This is a genomic window from Flavobacterium pasteuri, assembly GCF_048286615.1.
In the GTDB taxonomy this organism is placed as follows: domain Bacteria; phylum Bacteroidota; class Bacteroidia; order Flavobacteriales; family Flavobacteriaceae; genus Flavobacterium.
The window spans coordinates 95801-112595 of sequence record NZ_JBLVPN010000008.1; the positions used below are offsets into that span (position 1 = coordinate 95801).

At 30.8% G+C, this 16795-nt stretch carries 17 protein-coding genes; 14 read left to right on the plus strand and 3 right to left on the minus strand.

The genetic code is table 11. The features are described from left to right. The first annotated feature begins 257 nt into the window (after positions 1 to 257). Complete coding sequence (locus ACNQF6_RS12780) at positions 258 to 794, plus strand: hypothetical protein (protein ID WP_417966288.1); 537 nt, start codon at positions 258 to 260, stop codon at positions 792 to 794. An 81-nt stretch (positions 795 to 875) separates the two neighbouring features. On the opposite strand, the gene ACNQF6_RS12785 is transcribed toward ACNQF6_RS12780, so the two are convergent. Then, complete coding sequence (locus ACNQF6_RS12785; protein ID WP_091171992.1) at positions 876 to 1226, minus strand: 4Fe-4S dicluster domain-containing protein; 351 nt, start codon at positions 1224 to 1226, stop codon at positions 876 to 878. A gap of 135 nt (positions 1227 to 1361) precedes the next feature. Between ACNQF6_RS12785 and ACNQF6_RS12790 the strand changes: the two genes are divergently transcribed. The 6 genes from ACNQF6_RS12790 (at position 1362) to ACNQF6_RS12815 (ending at position 6264) form a co-directional block, all read left to right on the plus strand. Next, positions 1362 to 2420 carry an acyl-CoA reductase gene (locus ACNQF6_RS12790; RefSeq protein ID WP_417966289.1) on the plus strand — a complete coding sequence of 353 codons (1059 nt, stop codon included), beginning with the start codon at positions 1362 to 1364 and terminating at the stop codon, positions 2418 to 2420. Between the two features lie 93 nt (positions 2421 to 2513). After that, positions 2514 to 3584 carry a 3-phosphoserine/phosphohydroxythreonine transaminase gene (serC, locus tag ACNQF6_RS12795; RefSeq protein ID WP_417966290.1) on the plus strand — a complete coding sequence of 357 codons (1071 nt, stop codon included), beginning with the start codon at positions 2514 to 2516 and terminating at the stop codon, positions 3582 to 3584. A 186-nt stretch (positions 3585 to 3770) separates the two neighbouring features. Continuing rightward, entirely contained in the window at positions 3771 to 4721 is a 951-nt protein-coding gene (locus ACNQF6_RS12800) for a D-2-hydroxyacid dehydrogenase (RefSeq protein WP_417966291.1), read from the plus strand. Positions 4722 to 4818: 97 nt separating this feature from the next. Then, positions 4819 to 5382, plus strand: a complete 564-nt coding sequence (locus tag ACNQF6_RS12805) for a hypothetical protein (RefSeq protein WP_417966292.1) — start codon at positions 4819 to 4821, stop codon at positions 5380 to 5382. 112 nt (positions 5383 to 5494) lie between these two features. After that, positions 5495 to 5929, plus strand: coding sequence for a DUF6146 family protein (locus ACNQF6_RS12810; protein WP_417966293.1), 435 nt, complete (start codon positions 5495 to 5497; stop codon positions 5927 to 5929). A gap of 32 nt (positions 5930 to 5961) precedes the next feature. Then, entirely contained in the window at positions 5962 to 6264 is a 303-nt protein-coding gene (locus tag ACNQF6_RS12815) for a DUF6787 family protein (RefSeq protein ID WP_417966294.1), read from the plus strand. Between the two features lie 14 nt (positions 6265 to 6278). On the opposite strand, the gene ACNQF6_RS12820 is transcribed toward ACNQF6_RS12815, so the two are convergent. Together ACNQF6_RS12820 and msrA are read right to left on the minus strand one after the other, a co-directional pair. Continuing rightward, entirely contained in the window at positions 6279 to 6578 is a 300-nt protein-coding gene (locus tag ACNQF6_RS12820; protein WP_315207837.1) for a hypothetical protein, read from the minus strand. A gap of 41 nt (positions 6579 to 6619) precedes the next feature. Beyond that, positions 6620 to 7168, minus strand: a complete 549-nt coding sequence (gene msrA, locus ACNQF6_RS12825; RefSeq protein WP_417966382.1) for a peptide-methionine (S)-S-oxide reductase MsrA — start codon at positions 7166 to 7168, stop codon at positions 6620 to 6622. Between the two features lie 245 nt (positions 7169 to 7413). Here msrA and ACNQF6_RS12830 point away from each other — a divergent pair, with 245 nt between their 5' ends. From ACNQF6_RS12830 to ACNQF6_RS12860, 7 genes are all read left to right on the plus strand, one after another. Beyond that, on the plus strand, positions 7414 to 8076 hold the full coding sequence (locus ACNQF6_RS12830) for an ABC transporter ATP-binding protein (RefSeq protein ID WP_417966295.1): 663 nt from the start codon (positions 7414 to 7416) through the stop codon (positions 8074 to 8076). Positions 8077 to 8081: 5 nt separating this feature from the next. After that, positions 8082 to 9764 carry an LIC_10190 family membrane protein gene (locus tag ACNQF6_RS12835; protein WP_417966296.1) on the plus strand — a complete coding sequence of 561 codons (1683 nt, stop codon included), beginning with the start codon at positions 8082 to 8084 and terminating at the stop codon, positions 9762 to 9764. Beyond that, the gene (locus ACNQF6_RS12840) at positions 9757 to 10521 is read left to right on the plus strand and encodes a TIGR02757 family protein (RefSeq protein WP_417966298.1); all 765 of its coding nucleotides are present in this window, start codon (positions 9757 to 9759) and stop codon (positions 10519 to 10521) included. The genes ACNQF6_RS12835 and ACNQF6_RS12840 overlap by 8 nt, the downstream gene beginning before the upstream one ends. 125 nt (positions 10522 to 10646) lie before the next feature. Further along, on the plus strand, positions 10647 to 11861 hold the full coding sequence (locus ACNQF6_RS12845) for a hypothetical protein (protein ID WP_417966299.1): 1215 nt from the start codon (positions 10647 to 10649) through the stop codon (positions 11859 to 11861). Beyond that, complete coding sequence (locus ACNQF6_RS12850) at positions 11858 to 13294, plus strand: glycosyltransferase family 2 protein (RefSeq protein WP_417966300.1); 1437 nt, start codon at positions 11858 to 11860, stop codon at positions 13292 to 13294. Before ACNQF6_RS12845 ends, ACNQF6_RS12850 begins: the two co-directional genes overlap by 4 nt. After that, on the plus strand, positions 13291 to 14559 hold the full coding sequence (locus tag ACNQF6_RS12855; RefSeq protein ID WP_417966301.1) for a YaiO family outer membrane beta-barrel protein: 1269 nt from the start codon (positions 13291 to 13293) through the stop codon (positions 14557 to 14559). The genes ACNQF6_RS12850 and ACNQF6_RS12855 overlap by 4 nt, the downstream gene beginning before the upstream one ends. 15 nt (positions 14560 to 14574) lie before the next feature. Continuing rightward, positions 14575 to 16794 (plus strand): DUF4838 domain-containing protein, encoded by a 2220-nt coding sequence (locus ACNQF6_RS12860; protein WP_417966302.1) that lies wholly within the window; start codon positions 14575 to 14577, stop codon positions 16792 to 16794. The last annotated feature ends 1 nt before the right edge of the window (position 16795 follow it).

Consider the following 16795-nt stretch of genomic DNA (forward strand, 5'->3'; position numbering starts at 1 on the left):
AAATCAAAAGGGCTGTCGAAAGATAGCCCTTTTTTTTATTTCACTCATTCACTGCGTATTTAGTAATTATCACAGCCGCAACTGGAAAACAACTTCATCAGAAAATTTTATGCTGGAGTAATTACTGCAAGAAGTAAGTAAAACCTACAGCACTAAACCCTTTATGTAAATTATATAATTTTTTATTATAATTACGTAACAAGAACTCAACCAGAGGATTGTAAATTAGCTTTATATTAATACTAAAATTAAATATTATGAAGACTCTAATTCTTGGAATGGTTGCTTTTCTATTTACAGTAAATATTCAAGCTCAAAATAAAAATGTTAAATCAGAAGTAAAAACGACAGTTACTACAGTAAAAAACTCCGACGGCCAAAAAAAATCAGTAAAGACTCAAGAAGTTAAGGAGACTCAAAAAATCGAATTAAAAGACGCAGAATCTAATGCCTTAAACAAAGAAAGAAAAGAAACTCCGGTTGAAGTAACGGCTATTACTAGCATTACCGCAAATGGAATTACAAATATTGTTGATGTAGACAGATCCGCATATTATGATTTGAACGGAGAAAAATATGAAGTTAAATTAGCTGAAAGTGGATATACTATATACCAACCTAATGCTGAAAAAGCAGCTGTTTTAAGAAAAACATCAAACAACAACTATATTTATAGTTCAAAAAACAAAACTTCTTATGGTTACTTTGATGCTAATGGGAATTTAGTTTTAGAATCCTATGATGACAAAACAGACAAAATTACGGTAGAAACTTTTGTAATTATCAAAAAATAATCTGTTTATTAGTACCTCAAAAAAAATCCTGTTTGCCGTAGCAAACAGGATTTTTTTTTTACAAATACAAAAAATTTATCTTTATTCGTTATGTAAAAACGCTTGCCTATTTAATAACGTTTCTTCACTTTCTACATGATTATCATCCGGAATACAACAGTCTACAGGACATACTGCAGCACATTGTGGCTCATCGTGAAAACCTTTACATTCTGTACATTTTCCGGGTACAATGTAATACACTTCGTCAGAAATAGGAGTTTGAGCTTCATCAGAATCTATTTCGGTACCATCCGGCAAAATTACTTTCCCTTTAAGTTTTGTTCCGTCTTTATATCTCCAGTCATCTGCTCCTTCGTATATTGCTGTATTTGGGCACTCTGGCTCACAAGCACCACAGTTGATACATTCGTCTGTTATAATAATTGCCATTTTTCTATAGTTTTAAAGTCTTAGTATCAAATGTCAAACGCCAAAATTCTTTTGACATTAGGGCTTTTGACTTTCGACATATTTATGCTTATTTTTGTGCAAAATTACAATCAAAACTATTCATAAGCAAACATTATGACATTAGAAACAAAAAAAAGTGTTTTTGTTGAATTAGGAAAATTCCTAAGTCAATTTTCTGAAGATAATACTTACCGAAATCCGAGTGTTTTGCACAACGATGTGTTTTTTGAAGATTTCATAGCATTAATAAAATTATCTCAATCCCATAATGGATGGTATACACCGGAGCAAGTGTATTTTGCTATTCAATCTTGGGCAGAGGCATTAACTACAGAAAACTTAAATCAATGGCTTTCGGCTTATGACTTTCCAATAAAAGAACCTAAAAATATCGCCTTAATTCTTGCTGGAAATATTCCGTTAGTGGGTTTTCATGATTTCCTTTCAGTTTTAATTACAGGGAATAAAGTATTGGTAAAAACATCCTCAAATGACCAACATTTATTGCCTTTTTTAGCAAAGTACATCCTGGCAGTTGCCCCTGAATTAGCCAATAACATTACTTTTGTAGATGGGAAATTAGAAAATTTTGATGCAGTAATAGCTACAGGAAGTAATAATACGGCACGTTATTTTGAATACTATTTTAAAGACAAACCTTCTATCATTCGAAAAAGCAGAAACTCAATTGCTGTCTTGAATGGAAAAGAAACCAAAGAACAACTAGCATCTTTAGGGGAAGATATATTCCGCTATTTTGGATTGGGTTGTCGCAATGTTTCTAAACTTTTTGTCCCAAAAGGATATGTATTTGACACGTTTTTTGAAGCCATATTCGAATACCAAGACGTGATACATTATGAAAAATATGCTAATAATTACGATTATAACAAGGCCGTTTTCTTGATGAGTAATTTTAAATTATTAGACAATGGATTTTTGACAATAAAAGAAGACAAAAGCCATGCATCGCCTATTTCTAGTGTGTTTTATGAGTTTTATGATGACATCAATGAATTGAAAACAAGATTACAATCAGAAAACGAACAAATTCAATGCATTGTAAGTAAAAATCTTATAGAAGGCAGTATTGATTTTGGACAAACCCAAAAACCTAAATTGTGGAATTACGCAGATAACACCGATACTATTTCGTTTTTGTTAACAACATAGTTGAAATATGTTTAATTATTTCGAATTATTTAACGCCTTTTAAATTCCTATTGCCGAAATTTGCACTTTAATTTTTTGGACTTAAACTACACCATGAAAAAACACAACTACAGCGCAGGACCTTGTATTTTACCACAAGAAGTTTTTGAAAAATCAGCACAAGCAATATTAAATTTTAACGATTCAGGATTATCGCTTTTAGAAATTTCGCATAGAAGCAAAGACTTCGTTGCCGTAATGGATGAAGCTAGAGCAATTGTTATTGAACTTTTAGGCCTTGAAGGCAAAGGATATCAAGCATTATTTCTTGCTGGCGGAGCTAGTTTAGAATTTTTGATGGTACCTTATAACTTAATGAAAGAAGGCGGAAAAGCGGCATATCTTGATACCGGAACATGGGCTTCGGGCGCAATAAAAGAAGCAAAACTTTTTGGAGAAACAGTTGTTGTCGCTTCATCAAAAGAACAAAATTACAATCATATTCCAAAAGGATACACTGTACCTTCAGATGCTGATTATTTCCATTGTACGAGTAACAACACCATTTTTGGTACACAAATGAAGGAATTCCCGTCACTTGATATGCCAGTTGTATGTGATATGAGTTCTGATATATTTTCAAGAGAATTGGATTTTTCTAAGTTTGATTTGATTTATGCAGGAGCTCAAAAAAATATGGGTCCGGCAGGAACTACTTTGGTTGTTGTAAAAGAAGAAATTCTTGCTAAAAACAACCGAATTATCCCAAGTATGTTGGATTACACTAAACATATCAAAGCAGAAAGTATGTACAATACTCCTCCTGTTTTTCCAGTTTATGCTTCATTATTGACATTACAATGGTTGAAAAACCTTGGTGGAATTGCTGCTATAGAAAAAATAAACAATGCCAAAGCGGCATTACTTTATGCAGAAATAGACAGAAACCCATTATTTAAAGGAGCTGCAGCTGTACAAGATCGTTCTAACATGAATGCTACTTTCTTATTAAATGATGAAGCACATGCTGCAACGTTTGATGCAATGTGGAAAGCAGCAGGAATATCTGGATTACCTGGACATCGTTCAGTAGGTGGTTACAGAGCTTCTATGTACAACGCACTTCCGTTAGAAAGTGTTCAAGTATTAGTTGATGTAATGAAAGAATTGGAAGCAAAAATTTAGTTTTCAGTTTCACAAAAAACACCAATTGAATTCTGAATACCTAGCCCCGATAGCAGTGAAAATCCTTTTTTAAGGTTTTTACCGAAAAAAAGATTGTAACGGATAGCGGGAAATAGCTCCAGAAAAATAAAATAATAAATTAAATATGAGGATGAGATTACTTCATTCCTCGCAATGACATAAAAAATGAAAGTATTAGCCAACGATGGAATTTCTAAAAGTGGAATTCTAGCTTTAGAGAAAGGTGGATTTGAAGTTATAACTACAAAAGTAGCTCAAGAACAAGTAGCTAATTTTGTTAACGAAAATAATGTAAGTGTAGTTTTGGTACGAAGTGCGACTAAAGTTCGTAAAGATATCATCGACGCTTGCCCAGGGTTAAAAATTATAGGTCGTGGTGGTGTAGGAATGGATAATATTGATGTGGATTATGCTAAAAGCAAAGGAATTCACGTAATAAACACTCCAGCTTCGTCATCAGAATCAGTGGCAGAATTAGTTTTTGCACATTTATTTTCTGGTGTTCGTTTTTTACACGATTCTAACAGAAATATGCCGCTTGAAGGAGATACAAACTTTGAAGGTTTGAAAAAAGCATATGCTAACGGAGTTGAATTAAGAGGAAAAACTCTTGGTGTTGTAGGAATTGGCCGTATTGGTCAGGCTACCGCTAAAATGGCATTAGGTTTAGGGATGAAAGTGATTGCTGCTGATATGTTTATCCCACAAGTTGACGTTAAAGTTGAGTTTTTTGACGGACAATCTATCACAACAACTATTGTTTCTCAATCATTGGAATCTTTATTCAAAGAAGCGGATTTCATCACATTACACGTTCCTGCACAAGATGGATACATCATTGGAGAGAAAGAATTGGCAATCATGAAAAACGGTGTAGGTATTGTAAACTGTGCTCGTGGTGGTGTTATTGACGAAGTGGCATTAGTAAAAGCATTAGACAGCGGAAAAGTATTATTTGCAGGATTAGATGTTTTTGAAAACGAACCAACTCCTGAAATGACTATTTTGATGAATCATAAAATATCGTTGACTCCACATATTGGAGCCGCTACAGGAGAAGCTCAAGACAGAATTGGTACTGAATTAGCTTCACAAATTATTAGCATATTAGGCTAGTATTTTTTGACTAAATAAATAAAAAGGGATTTATTAACTTATGTTTAATAAATCCCTTTTTTTATTAAATTTGATTTCTAATCTAAAAATACTTTCCATGTTTGAACAATTAACACAATTAGCACAACAATTTGGAGTCGAATCCGTAGTAAAAAATAACGCAATTCCTAACGAACATAATGAAGCCATTATGACCGAGGCTAGTAGTTCTATTTTCTCAGGATTACAAAAAATTGTTGCAGAAGGCGGAGTAGATCAACTTGCAGGTTTGTTTCAAGGAAACAATGCACAAAACAGCTCAAATCCTGTAGTACAACAACTCACCGAACAACTTACAGGGAGCTTAGGAGAAAAATTTGGCATCAATAGTGAAACTGCTTCTGGTGTTGCAGGAAGTTTAATTCCTCAAATTTTAGGGTCATTAGTCAATAAAGCGAAAGACCCTAGTGATAGCAGCTTTCAAATTTCAGATGTGATAGCAGCTATTTCTGGTAATAGTGCCCAAAATTCCGGTATAATGGATGCTATATCTAAATATGGAGGTCAATTTGGCTTAGACCAAAATGCCGATGGAAAAGTAGATATAAGTGATGCCATGTCAGCCGTTTCTGGAAACAGTGGAGGAATAGGTGGTATTCTAGGAAAAATTTTTGGAAAATAATTAAAACCAAAAAATATTTACAAAAATCATCTACTACTCGTAGGTGATTTTTTATGTTAAAACACTACTAACAAGTCATTTAATTTTGTAAATTTATTATTCAATTTTTTTTATGAAAAATAGTGTTTATTTATTAGCAATTATTCTAGTTTCTATTTTTAGTTGTAACACTTCAAAGTCTAATTTCCCAAGTACTAAAAAACCTGTTATAAATCAAGGCGATACCATTCGAATTGCCAACGACGAGCTCGAATATGAAGTTATCATTATTGATCCCGGTTTTAGCACATGGCTTAACTCCAGAGCATCCCCTAGAGGATATCATTCTCAAAGCTTTTTAGAGAATAAAAATCAATTGTATGTCAGCGAGTGGAATAACCGCGTTTTACAGCCTGTGCTATACAATCCAAATTTATATGAAATGTCCATCAATTATGATCCAAATATTGATTATGGCTACGAAGTAAATTATTTGATTTACAACTATATGATTTATTTTCAAAATACCTATAAACAAAAACTTTTTGGTTTAGTCCCCATCAGATAATGTTACTATATTTGTAATCATTATAAATAAAAATGAATAAACTAAAGCAACGTTGGGGAATTGCAACTAATTTCCAACTCATAATCATATTTATCGTTTTTGCAATTACAGGCTCGGCTTCGGCATGGTTGTCAAAACCATTTTGTTTTTGGTTGGGAATTACAAAAGAAGACCTAGGCTATTGGTTTACACCTGTTCGATTACTTTTAATTTTCCCTATATACCAAGTACTTTTAGTACTAATCGGTTTTGTTTTTGGGCAGTTCAAATTCTTTTGGGCATTCGAAAAAAAGATGCTAAAACGCATGGGATTAGGATTTCTTTTTACAAAATAACAAAAACGCCTCAATTACGAGGCGTTTTTGTTTTTAATCCAATACTTATAAATCCATGTCAATGTAAACGTTGGTATAAAATCCGAAAAAGGTAAAATTTCTTCCAGAAAAGTAACCACACCTCCTACTCGTCCTATGGTTCCTTTATACATCCAAGTCATTAAAAACCCAGCTAATGGCGCCCAAATCACATCTGAAAATTCGCCAACTAATGGAACTGTAAACGATACTAATCCTATCGCATCAAACAGAATTCCTAATATAAGATTCCTTGTTTTATTATTTTCTACACTAACGGGCACTTGCTCTGTCATACTATTTCAATTTATCAGGAAATGTACAAATCTAATGCCAATTATTTTTTCAACTTGTCTTGATACACTTTTTTCAGCTTCTCAATTTTTGGAGTAATAACATAACTGCAATAGCCTTGTGTTTTGTTTTGATTGTAATAATTTTGATGATAATCTTCGGCTTCATAAAATTTAGACGCTGCAGAAATCTTAGTTACAATTGGTTTCCCAAATGTATTCTCGCTGGTCATCAAAGCTATATAATCTTCCGAAAGCTGTTTTTGAATAGGATTATGGTAAAAAATTTCACTTCTATATTGTGTACCAACATCATTTCCTTGACGATTTAACGTTGTTGGGTCGTGTGTAGCAAAAAATATTTCCAATAGTTCTCCAAAACTTATTTGGCTTGGATCAAAAGTAATTTCAATAGCTTCCGCATGACCCGTATCTCCATTGCAAATATCTTTGTATGTTGGGTTTACAGTAGCACCACCAATGTATCCTGAAACAACTTTTTTTACTCCATCCAGTTCTAAGAAAACTGCTTCTGTACACCAAAAACAACCTCCTGCTAAGGTTGCAACTTCTAATCCGTTTTGTATTTCCATATTTTTTGTTTCTTTACTTTTTGGCACAGCACTACTCTTTTCTTTTGCACAAAATGAAAAAGGCAATAGTGCCAGAAAAATACCAATTATTTTTTTCATCATTCTAGATTTAAAATCAAATTTATTCATTAAAACCAACCAATTATAAGATATTAACTAAAGTTTATCTTTTGTCAAAGCAAAATATATTGGGATGCATTTAATAATCATTAAAATCTTTGTTTCTTTGTCAAAACAGTTTCAAAATGATACAAGCCAAAAATTTACATAAATATTACGATCAACTGCATGTGTTAAAAGGAGTCGATTTACATATTCAAAAAGGAGAAATTGTCTCTATCGTTGGGGCTTCTGGAGCAGGAAAAACAACTCTTTTGCAAATCCTTGGAACTTTAGACAAGCCAACAGTTGAAAACGGAATTGAATTGCGCATCAATAATGAAGACATTCTGACTATGAATGACAAAACCTTATCTAAATTCAGAAATCTAAATTTAGGTTTTATTTTTCAATTTCATCAATTATTACCTGAATTTACAGCATTAGAGAATGTTTGCATTCCCGCTTTCATTGCTAATAAATCAAAACTGGAAACTGAGATTGAAGCAAAAAAACTGCTGACTTATCTTGGACTTTCTCATAGAATGAATCATAAACCCAATGAACTTTCTGGAGGGGAACAGCAACGTGTGGCTGTTGCAAGAGCCTTAATCAACAAGCCTGCAATCATTTTTGCAGATGAACCTTCGGGAAATCTCGATACTGCTTCGGCTGAAAACCTACATCAATTATTCTTTAAATTGCGTGATGAGTTGGGACAAACTTTCGTGATTGTAACACATAATGAAGATTTAGCCAATATGGCCGACAGAAAATTAGTAATGGTTGACGGCTTAATTTCAAATTAGTATTAATGATTATAATAGCATTAAGTTGGGTTGTACTGTTATTATTTTGCATTCCTACAGGAATCATAGCAAAATCAATATTCAAAATAAACACTACTGATAATTATATCACTATATTTTTAGGCATGTTTATGCAATGTTTTGGATTAAGTATATGCAGCTTTTTCTTTAAAATTGGCTGGATTGTTTTTCTTATTAATTTTCTTATTGTCATTGGATTTTCTTTCTGGAAATCACGAGATATAAAAAATAGTTTGAAAGAAATAAAAACGGACATACTTTGGATCTCAACAATTTCAAAACTTATCCTTTCAACACTATTTATCTTTGCATTATTTAAATGTGCACAATCACCTTTTCTCATTGATAATGAAAGCTATTATCTACAAACCATAAAATGGATTAACGAATATGGGTTCGTAAAAGGATTAGCTAATCTTCATATCTATTTAGGACAAACATCACCGTTTCACGTTTTGCAAGCGGGTTTTAATTTTAGTTTCTTTACCGATAGGATCAATGATATAAATGGATTTTTACTATTATTATCCTCCGTTTATTTTATAACTGAATTCGAAAAAAAACAATCAAGGAACGGAGAAATTCATTGGATCGGATTTATTCTGATATTCAATATTCTTTTTTTTCAATTTATCAATGCACCCTCCCCTGATTTATCAATAATTCTGGTGTCCCAAATTCTTTTCTATTATTTTTTAGACAAAGAAGATTCTCTAGATAATTTCAAAATTGTAACACTTTTATATTTATATCTTCTGTTTATAAAAATTACCATTGCTCCTTTTGGATTACTTTTTATTTATTTACATCATTTTAACAAAAAAAGAATTTCGTTTTTATTCATTTTCGGAACATTAATAGCTATTATTTTATTACTAAAAAACGCTATAATCACAGGTTACCCGTTATATCCATTTCATTTTTTACCTTTACATACTGATTGGAAAATTCCGGAAGAAGTATTAAAATTCATTTCTGATTACACCAAAAGAGAAGGTTATAGCCAAAACGATTCTTTCTATAATCCTTCATTATCAATCAACTTAAAATCGTGGTTAAACCTTGAGGGTATTAATCGTTTTTTTAATTTTGGGATACTTATTTTATTTGTTTTTGGATTATTTATAATCAAATTTAAGAAGCAAACTAAATATAAAATTTTGTTACTAATACTTGTCATCCATTTTGTAATACTGCTTTTAACTTCGCCACAATTTCGGTTTTTCCTACCAGAATTTGTGTTTTTATCTGTTTTAGCAGTGAGTTCTGTTTTAACATATTTTAAAATGAAAACTAATATTATTCGATTATCATTACTTGCAAATATTATTTTTCCTCTTATTTTAATTGAATTTATCAATTATGAAAACCTAACAGCAAACAAACACCACCAGCAAATAGAACCCTATAGTTGGCATCAAATTTTATTACCAGAAAAAAACTCTAAATATGCCGAAATAGCTTTCGAAAAAATAAATGAAGGTAACTTGAACTATAATTCTCCTCAAGAAAACTTCTTTTTTTATGGTACTGCCAATGGCGATTTGCCTTGTGTGAACAAAGTTCAAATTGATTATTTCAAGCAGTATTATTACATAAAACCACAGCTACGGACTTCTAATTTAGGCGATGGATTTTATTCCAAACGCATTGCACATAATGAATAAGAAAGAACTCAAATCTTTCCTCGATGAGAAAGTGGAACAATATAACACTCTCGACTTCATCGAAAGTGATCCTGTGCAAATTCCGCATTTATTTTCACAAAAAGAAGATATCGAAATTGCCGGTTTTCTAAGTGCTACCATTGCTTGGGGAAATCGCAAAATGATTATCAAAAATTCCCATAAAATGATGGATTTAATGGGAAATGCACCTTATGATTTTGTCATGTCACATTCGGAAAATGATTTGGAACGACTAGAAACTTTTGTTCATAGAACTTTTAATGGTCAGGATTTTGCAAGTTTTATAAGAAGTCTAAAAAACATCTATAAAAACCATGATGGATTAGAATCCGTATATGCTAAAAACCAAGAGTTAAAAACCATGCAAAACAGCATCTCCGAATTCAAAAAGATATTCTTCGAAATTTCACACCAATTTAGAACACAAAAACACATTTCAGACCCTCAGAACAATTCTGCAGCCAAGCGAATAAACATGTATTTACGGTGGATGGTACGACAAGATAGTAAAGGTGTCGATTTAGGGATATGGAAAAGCATTTCTCCAGCTTCATTATCCTGCCCTTTAGATGTACATTCCGGTAATGTGGCACGAAAATTAGGATTGCTGACCAGAAAACAAAATGATGGCAAAGCATTAGCTGAATTAGATTTACAACTTCGCGAATTTGACCCAATTGATCCCGTTAAATATGATTTTGCTTTATTTGGATTGGGTATTTTCGAAAAATTTTAAATTTAACATCTAGATAATATATATATTTTATATATTTATACTAAAATGAAATATATTCGATATATTATAGTGTTTAATATTAATCTACCTTAATCAAATAGTTTCATTTGGGACCTAATCTAATAATGATTAATTACTTACATAATTCATTTAAAGAAATATTCAGTATTTTAGCATTTTTATTTAAAAAATTAAGTGCTGAAATAAGCTACAAAATCATTGAAAATGAATTATTCACTTTTAATTATTCGTCTCTTAAAGCTGAGTTTTCTTTTGATCTGTTTAAATACATCATTATACCATTTCTCTTGATTCTAATCATTACTTTAGTTATTATATTGATTGTAAATCGCTATGATTTTGAAAAAAAAATAATTATAAAAAATGAAGTGGATACTAAAATAAACGATTTCCTAACTGAGATTATATTTTCTAATTATGATTCTACTTATATTCAAGAACATATAAAACTGTTTAAACAAGAAGTTCCTTTTAAAAAAAAATGGTGTAAAAGTATAATACTAAATAAAATCATTACCATCAAAAGAAATATTAATGGCGTTAATCCACATCAGATGTTATTAATTTACAAATATTTTGGATTTCACGATTACAGTAAAAAATTAATTAGAAGCAGGAGCTGGGAAAATAAATTGTTAGGAATATACCATTATCAAATATTAGAGTACAAAATCAAAACAGGATACATAAGACCTAATATATATGTTAAAAATAAATTCCTAAAATCGAATGCATTGATTGCCGTAATTTCTCTTTCTGATCAAAAATTTGATTTTTTAAGCAATTACGAAAAACAAATATCACATGCAGACGAGTTAAAAATTCTTGATATAATTCATCAAAAAAAGTCAGCTTTACCTACAAAAATTAATGAATGGCTTTATAATAAAAATAGTTCTGTAGTAATTCTTGCGATTAAATTAATGATTCGATACAGAGAAACGTTGACAATTGATCAAATAAGCCATCTCTTAAGTAATACTAACACTAAGGTACGAAGAGAAACTTTCTTAGTCATTCAAAATTTATACATTATCGAAGCAAATGTGCTTTTAATAAACCATTATCCAAAAGAAATAGATACACAAAATAAAATTTCTGCTTTAAAAACAATGGGGGCCATTGGTGATAATGAAACCAAAGATTTTGCTCTAAGTATTCTTACAGCAGAAACAGATTTAGAAATAAAATTCGAAATTGTTAATTGTATTAATAAAATTGATGCCACTTTTTTTAATACCTATAAAACAGCAGATGCATCAGAAAATGAAATTATAAAAAGAATAGTTTTACATGTAAATAACCCATATCTAAATTGAGTATCCTAGAAAACATTATCAAAACCTACGAAACTTACATTGCTTATTATTCCGTTAGTTATATTTTATTTTATTTAATACTAGCTATATTATCTTGGACAGCAATAAAGAAGTATTATAAATCTAAGTATTTCTTACTTAAAGAAATACTGGTAAAATCGAATCACACTGTTGGCGTTTCTATAGTTGCTCCAGCATTTAACGAAGCGACTACAATTGTATACAACGTAAAATCATTACTTTTCCAAGAGTACCCAAAATTTGAAGTGGTCATTGTTAACGACGGAAGTACCGATGCTACTCTAGAAATATTAATTAGAGAATTTAATTTAGTTAAAGTAGATTTTTTCTATCAAGATAAAATACCCACACAACCTGTAAAAGGGCATTATAAGTCCACTAATCCTATTTATTCTAAACTTTTAGTTGTAGACAAAGAAAATGGAAAAAGTAAAGCCGACGGTTCAAATGCAGGTATCAATTCTGCTAAATATTCCTTATTCATTTGCACCGATGTAGATTGTATTTTAAGAAAAGATACGATTTCAATGCTTGCCAAACCTTTTATCGAAAATACTGAGAAAGTAATTGCGACTGGGGCTGCTATACGAATTTCAAATTCATGTGAATTTAAAGATGGAATGCTTTTTAAATCGCATTTCCCTGATAATTTTTTTGCTCGTTTTCAGGAACTAGAATATATCCGTTCGTTTCTATTTGGAAGGATGGCCTGGAGTAAAATTAATGGTTTACTATTAGTTTCGGGGGGCTTGGGAATGTTCGATAAAGAAACGGTTATTGAAGCTGGCGGGTATTGGCACAAATCACTTGGTGAAGATATGGAACTCATTACTCGAATGAGAAAATTGATGCACAAGAAAAAAGAAAAATTCTTAATAATATATATACCAGAATCGCTTTGTTGGACTGAAGTACCTTCCAGCATGACTATTTTCTTAAGACAAAGAGTACGCTGGGCCAGGGGGTTAGTTCAAACATTATATTTACATAAAGATGTTTTTTTAAATCCAAAATACGGTAAAACAGGCCTGCTCATTTTTCCCTATTATTTACTTTACGAATTTGCTGTCCCAATTTTAGAAATTTTAGGCTTAATTGTATTAATAATTGATCTGCTATTCTTTAATATGAACTTTGAATTTTTATTAATTGGTAGTGCTTTTGTATATTTATTTTATATCAGTATAACTCTGATTTCTGTATTTTTGGATCAATTAATCTATAAACATTATACTGGTATTAAAGAGGTGTTAATTTTAATAGTAATGATTTTTATTGAGCCTTTTGTCTTCCATCCTCTCAATGTTTACGCTTCCTTGAAGGGCTATTGGCACTTTCTAAGGCAAAAAGAACAAAAATGGGGAGTGATGGTACGTAAAGGATTCACTATGGAACAAAAACAAATATCATGAGGAATAACAAAATTTTAAATATAGTAAGTTTTTTCATTTTAATATTTATTTTTTCAAGTCAAAAAATAAGTGCGCAAAAAATTGATACCGACAGTCTTTTGACAGTAATCATAAAAGACATGCAAAATGAAAAAAATTATGCGAAAAATATTCAAAGAGCATTGATGGCTAAAAAAATAGCGCCAAATTATCTTGATTATTATTTATTATTAGGACGTAACCACGATTTATTGAAAAATAAAGATAGTGCAACCTACTACTACAACTATTTCATCAAAAAAACCAAATCGAACGAGGATGCTTTCAACTATTTAATCAACATCAAATTAGAAAAAGAAAACTATTTTGAAGTCGAAGAAACTATCAATCAAGCCATTCAAATGCACCCTGAAAACAGAGATTTTCAGAAAAAGAAAATAGTACTTTATCAATTACAAAAAGATCCTAAAAAAGAATATAACTATATACAATCGTTACAAGTAAAATACCCAAACGACCCTGAAATTAAGCAAAGTCTTTTTCTTATCGAATCAAAAATAAACTCTGACAGGCTTGGTATTAATTACAGTTATACAACATTCAACAGAAAAGGTTATGGCCCCTGGCATTTGGGAAGTATTCAATTTATTAGAGAACGTGGTTGGGGTTCTTTAATAGGACGAATCAATTATGCAAATCGATTAACTTCAGGAGAAAGTATTGCTGAAGGCAAACAATTTGAGGCAGAATCTTATTTTTTTACAGGGAAAAATAATTATTCATACGTAAGTATAGCATACAGTCAAGATGTAGTTTTTCCAAAATTAAGAGTAGGATATTCTTTTTATCAAAATTTTAAAAAGGGTTGGGAAGCTGATTTAGGGTTTCGATACATTGAATCAGAAAATACAGAAACTAAAATAATTGTTTTGGGAGTTGGTAAATATATAGGTTCTTATTGGATAAATTTTAGATCTTACCTACAACATAATGACAAGGACTACCATCCTTCATTCTCACTTACAACGAGATATTATTTTGATACAAAATACGATTATGTTTCATTTGTTGCAGGGTATGGAACGTCACCAGATGAGAGAACTACAATAGGTCAATTCGAACAAAGAGTAAGCCTTAATTCCTATAGAATTGGCGCTGGATATTACAAATTATTTAACAACCACTATCTAACAGGAATTCAAACAACATTTAATAATCAGGAATATGCTCCAAACTTAAAACAAAACGAATTAGAAATATCTTTAATGTTCCAATATAAATTCTAAAATGTTTTATAAAAATTGAATTTAAATACAATACTAATTATCCTTTCTCTTTTAAGCTTCAAAATGATGGCTCAATCTGATATTGTTATTAAGAATCAAACAGCTAACGAAAGCTCGATTAGCATTGCATCAGAGGAAGCTAGACCTGCTGCAATAGTGTTAAAATCGTATTTAGACAAATCTTTTTCTAATTCATTTTTGATTCAAAAAGAAAATAATTCAATTGAAAAAAACTCAAAAATTCATCTCAGCATATCAAACTTAAATACATCAAATACCAAGAATAGTTTTATAATTAAAAGTAATACAACTGATATTTTTTTGATTGCTCCAAGTGCAAAATTGTTACATTACGCCGTTTATACTTTATTAGAAGCTTGGGGATTTAGAAAATTCACTGCTAAAGAAACCTACATTCCAAAATTAGATGCAGTTGCATTTCCAAAAAACACGGAGCAATATCACAAACCTTCTTTTGAGTATCGGGCGTTATTATATCCAGATGCTTATGATGAACATTTCAGAGATTGGCATAAACTGGATTGGCATTTAGAGGACTTTAGCGTTTGGGGACATTCGTTTAGTAAACTTTTACCGCCAAAAGAATATTTTAAAAAGAATCCAAATTTTTTTGCATTGTATGAAGGAAACCGAAATGGCGAATCCCTTTGTATGACAAATGACACTGTAGTGAATTTAGTAATACAAAACATGCAAAAAGTGATTGCGCAAAACCCGAATGCTTCATTCTATTCTGTAAGCCAAAATGACGATTTAATCTATTGTGAATGTAAAGAATGTAAATCTATAAACAATAAATATGGAGGTCCTCAAGGCTCTCTCTATCATTTTTTAAACAAAATTGCAGTACATTTCCCAAAAACAAAAATAGTTACGTTAGCATATCTCCATACATTTAAGCCACCAACACATTTAAAATTACTGACAAATATATATACCTTGTTTTGCCCAATTGAATTGAATCGAGGAAAAGCTATTGTGGACGACAAATACAGTAAATCTTTTATAAATACACTGCATGATTGGAACAAAACTACATCGCATCTATACCTATGGGATTATACAGTGCAATTTTCAAACTATTTGTCTCCATTTCCTAACATTCATACTTTTTCAAACAATTATAAATTTTTTAAAAAAAATGATGTAAAAGGGTTATTTGTACAAGGATATGCCGATGTTCCCGGAGATTTCACAGAATTAAGACAATATCTTTTGGCAAAATTATTATGGAATTCTGATATTGATATTGAAGCCACTACAGATGATTTTCTAAGAGGTTTTTATGGTAAAGCAGCACCTCATATTAGAAAGTATTTAAATCTTTTATCCGAAAATCAACAAAAATATAATTCCTATCTAGACATCTATTCAGGTCCGGTTCAAAGCAGAAATACATTTCTTTCACCGGAAGCAATGGATCAATATGACCATTTAATTAATGAAGCTACACATGCTGTTAATCAAGAACCAATATTAGAGTCAAGAGTCAAAAAATTACGGTTGGCTTTAGAATATGTGTATTTTGAACAATCAAAATTTTATGGCAAGGATCAACATGGTATGTTTATGGTTAATGAAAAAGGCCAAAAAGAAATAAGAAAAGGAATAACAGAAAGAGTTCTGAATTTCACAAAAAACTGCACTGAATTAGGAATCTATGAATTAAGTGAAGGTGGTTTATCTCCGGAACAGTATTACGAGGAATGGCTTGAAATAGCCAAAGACTCTACAAATCATCTTGGAGAAAAATTGAAAATTAATTTCCTAACTGTACCAGCAGAAGAATTTACAGGAAAAGGAAGCTACGGGTTAATTGATGGAATTAAAGGTTATAAAGATTATAATATCAACTGGATTGGGTGGTACGGAACTAATCCAGAAATAGAATTAATCACCAACAAATTGAATTTTAACCAAATAAAAATAAATTTTCTTGACAATCAAAGACATTGGATTTTTAAACCAAAGAAAATTTCTATTTATGGTTTTAACAATCAAGAGTGGTTCCTAATTACAGAAAAAATTATGGGGAATTTAATAGAAAATTTTGTTATTAAAACTGAACAGATAGAGATGAACAGTAAAAACTTTAGTAAATTTGATAAAATAAAGCTGTTAATTGATAATCAAGATGATTTACCAATTTGGCGAAAGCGAAAACAAAAAAAATCAATGATAATGATTGATGAGATTGAACTCTACAATAAATAAG

What these genes read in the sequence shown, in the direction of transcription:
- ACNQF6_RS12780 (WP_417966288.1), top strand. Translation starts at nt 258, where the DNA reads ATGAAGACTCTAATTCTTGGAATGGTTGCTTTTCTATTTACAGTAAAT.
- ACNQF6_RS12785 (WP_091171992.1), bottom strand. Translation starts at nt 1,226, where the DNA reads ATGGCAATTATTATAACAGACGAATGTATCAACTGTGGTGCTTGTGAG.
- ACNQF6_RS12790 (WP_417966289.1), top strand. Translation starts at nt 1,362, where the DNA reads ATGACATTAGAAACAAAAAAAAGTGTTTTTGTTGAATTAGGAAAATTC.
- serC (WP_417966290.1), top strand. Translation starts at nt 2,514, where the DNA reads ATGAAAAAACACAACTACAGCGCAGGACCTTGTATTTTACCACAAGAA.
- ACNQF6_RS12800 (WP_417966291.1), top strand. Translation starts at nt 3,771, where the DNA reads ATGAAAGTATTAGCCAACGATGGAATTTCTAAAAGTGGAATTCTAGCT.
- ACNQF6_RS12805 (WP_417966292.1), top strand. Translation starts at nt 4,819, where the DNA reads ATGTTTGAACAATTAACACAATTAGCACAACAATTTGGAGTCGAATCC.
- ACNQF6_RS12810 (WP_417966293.1), top strand. Translation starts at nt 5,495, where the DNA reads ATGAAAAATAGTGTTTATTTATTAGCAATTATTCTAGTTTCTATTTTT.
- ACNQF6_RS12815 (WP_417966294.1), top strand. Translation starts at nt 5,962, where the DNA reads ATGAATAAACTAAAGCAACGTTGGGGAATTGCAACTAATTTCCAACTC.
- ACNQF6_RS12820 (WP_315207837.1), bottom strand. Translation starts at nt 6,578, where the DNA reads ATGACAGAGCAAGTGCCCGTTAGTGTAGAAAATAATAAAACAAGGAAT.
- msrA (WP_417966382.1), bottom strand. Translation starts at nt 7,168, where the DNA reads ATGGAAATACAAAACGGATTAGAAGTTGCAACCTTAGCAGGAGGTTGT.
- ACNQF6_RS12830 (WP_417966295.1), top strand. Translation starts at nt 7,414, where the DNA reads ATGATACAAGCCAAAAATTTACATAAATATTACGATCAACTGCATGTG.
- ACNQF6_RS12835 (WP_417966296.1), top strand. Translation starts at nt 8,082, where the DNA reads ATGATTATAATAGCATTAAGTTGGGTTGTACTGTTATTATTTTGCATT.
- ACNQF6_RS12840 (WP_417966298.1), top strand. Translation starts at nt 9,757, where the DNA reads ATGAATAAGAAAGAACTCAAATCTTTCCTCGATGAGAAAGTGGAACAA.
- ACNQF6_RS12845 (WP_417966299.1), top strand. Translation starts at nt 10,647, where the DNA reads ATGATTAATTACTTACATAATTCATTTAAAGAAATATTCAGTATTTTA.
- ACNQF6_RS12855 (WP_417966301.1), top strand. Translation starts at nt 13,291, where the DNA reads ATGAGGAATAACAAAATTTTAAATATAGTAAGTTTTTTCATTTTAATA.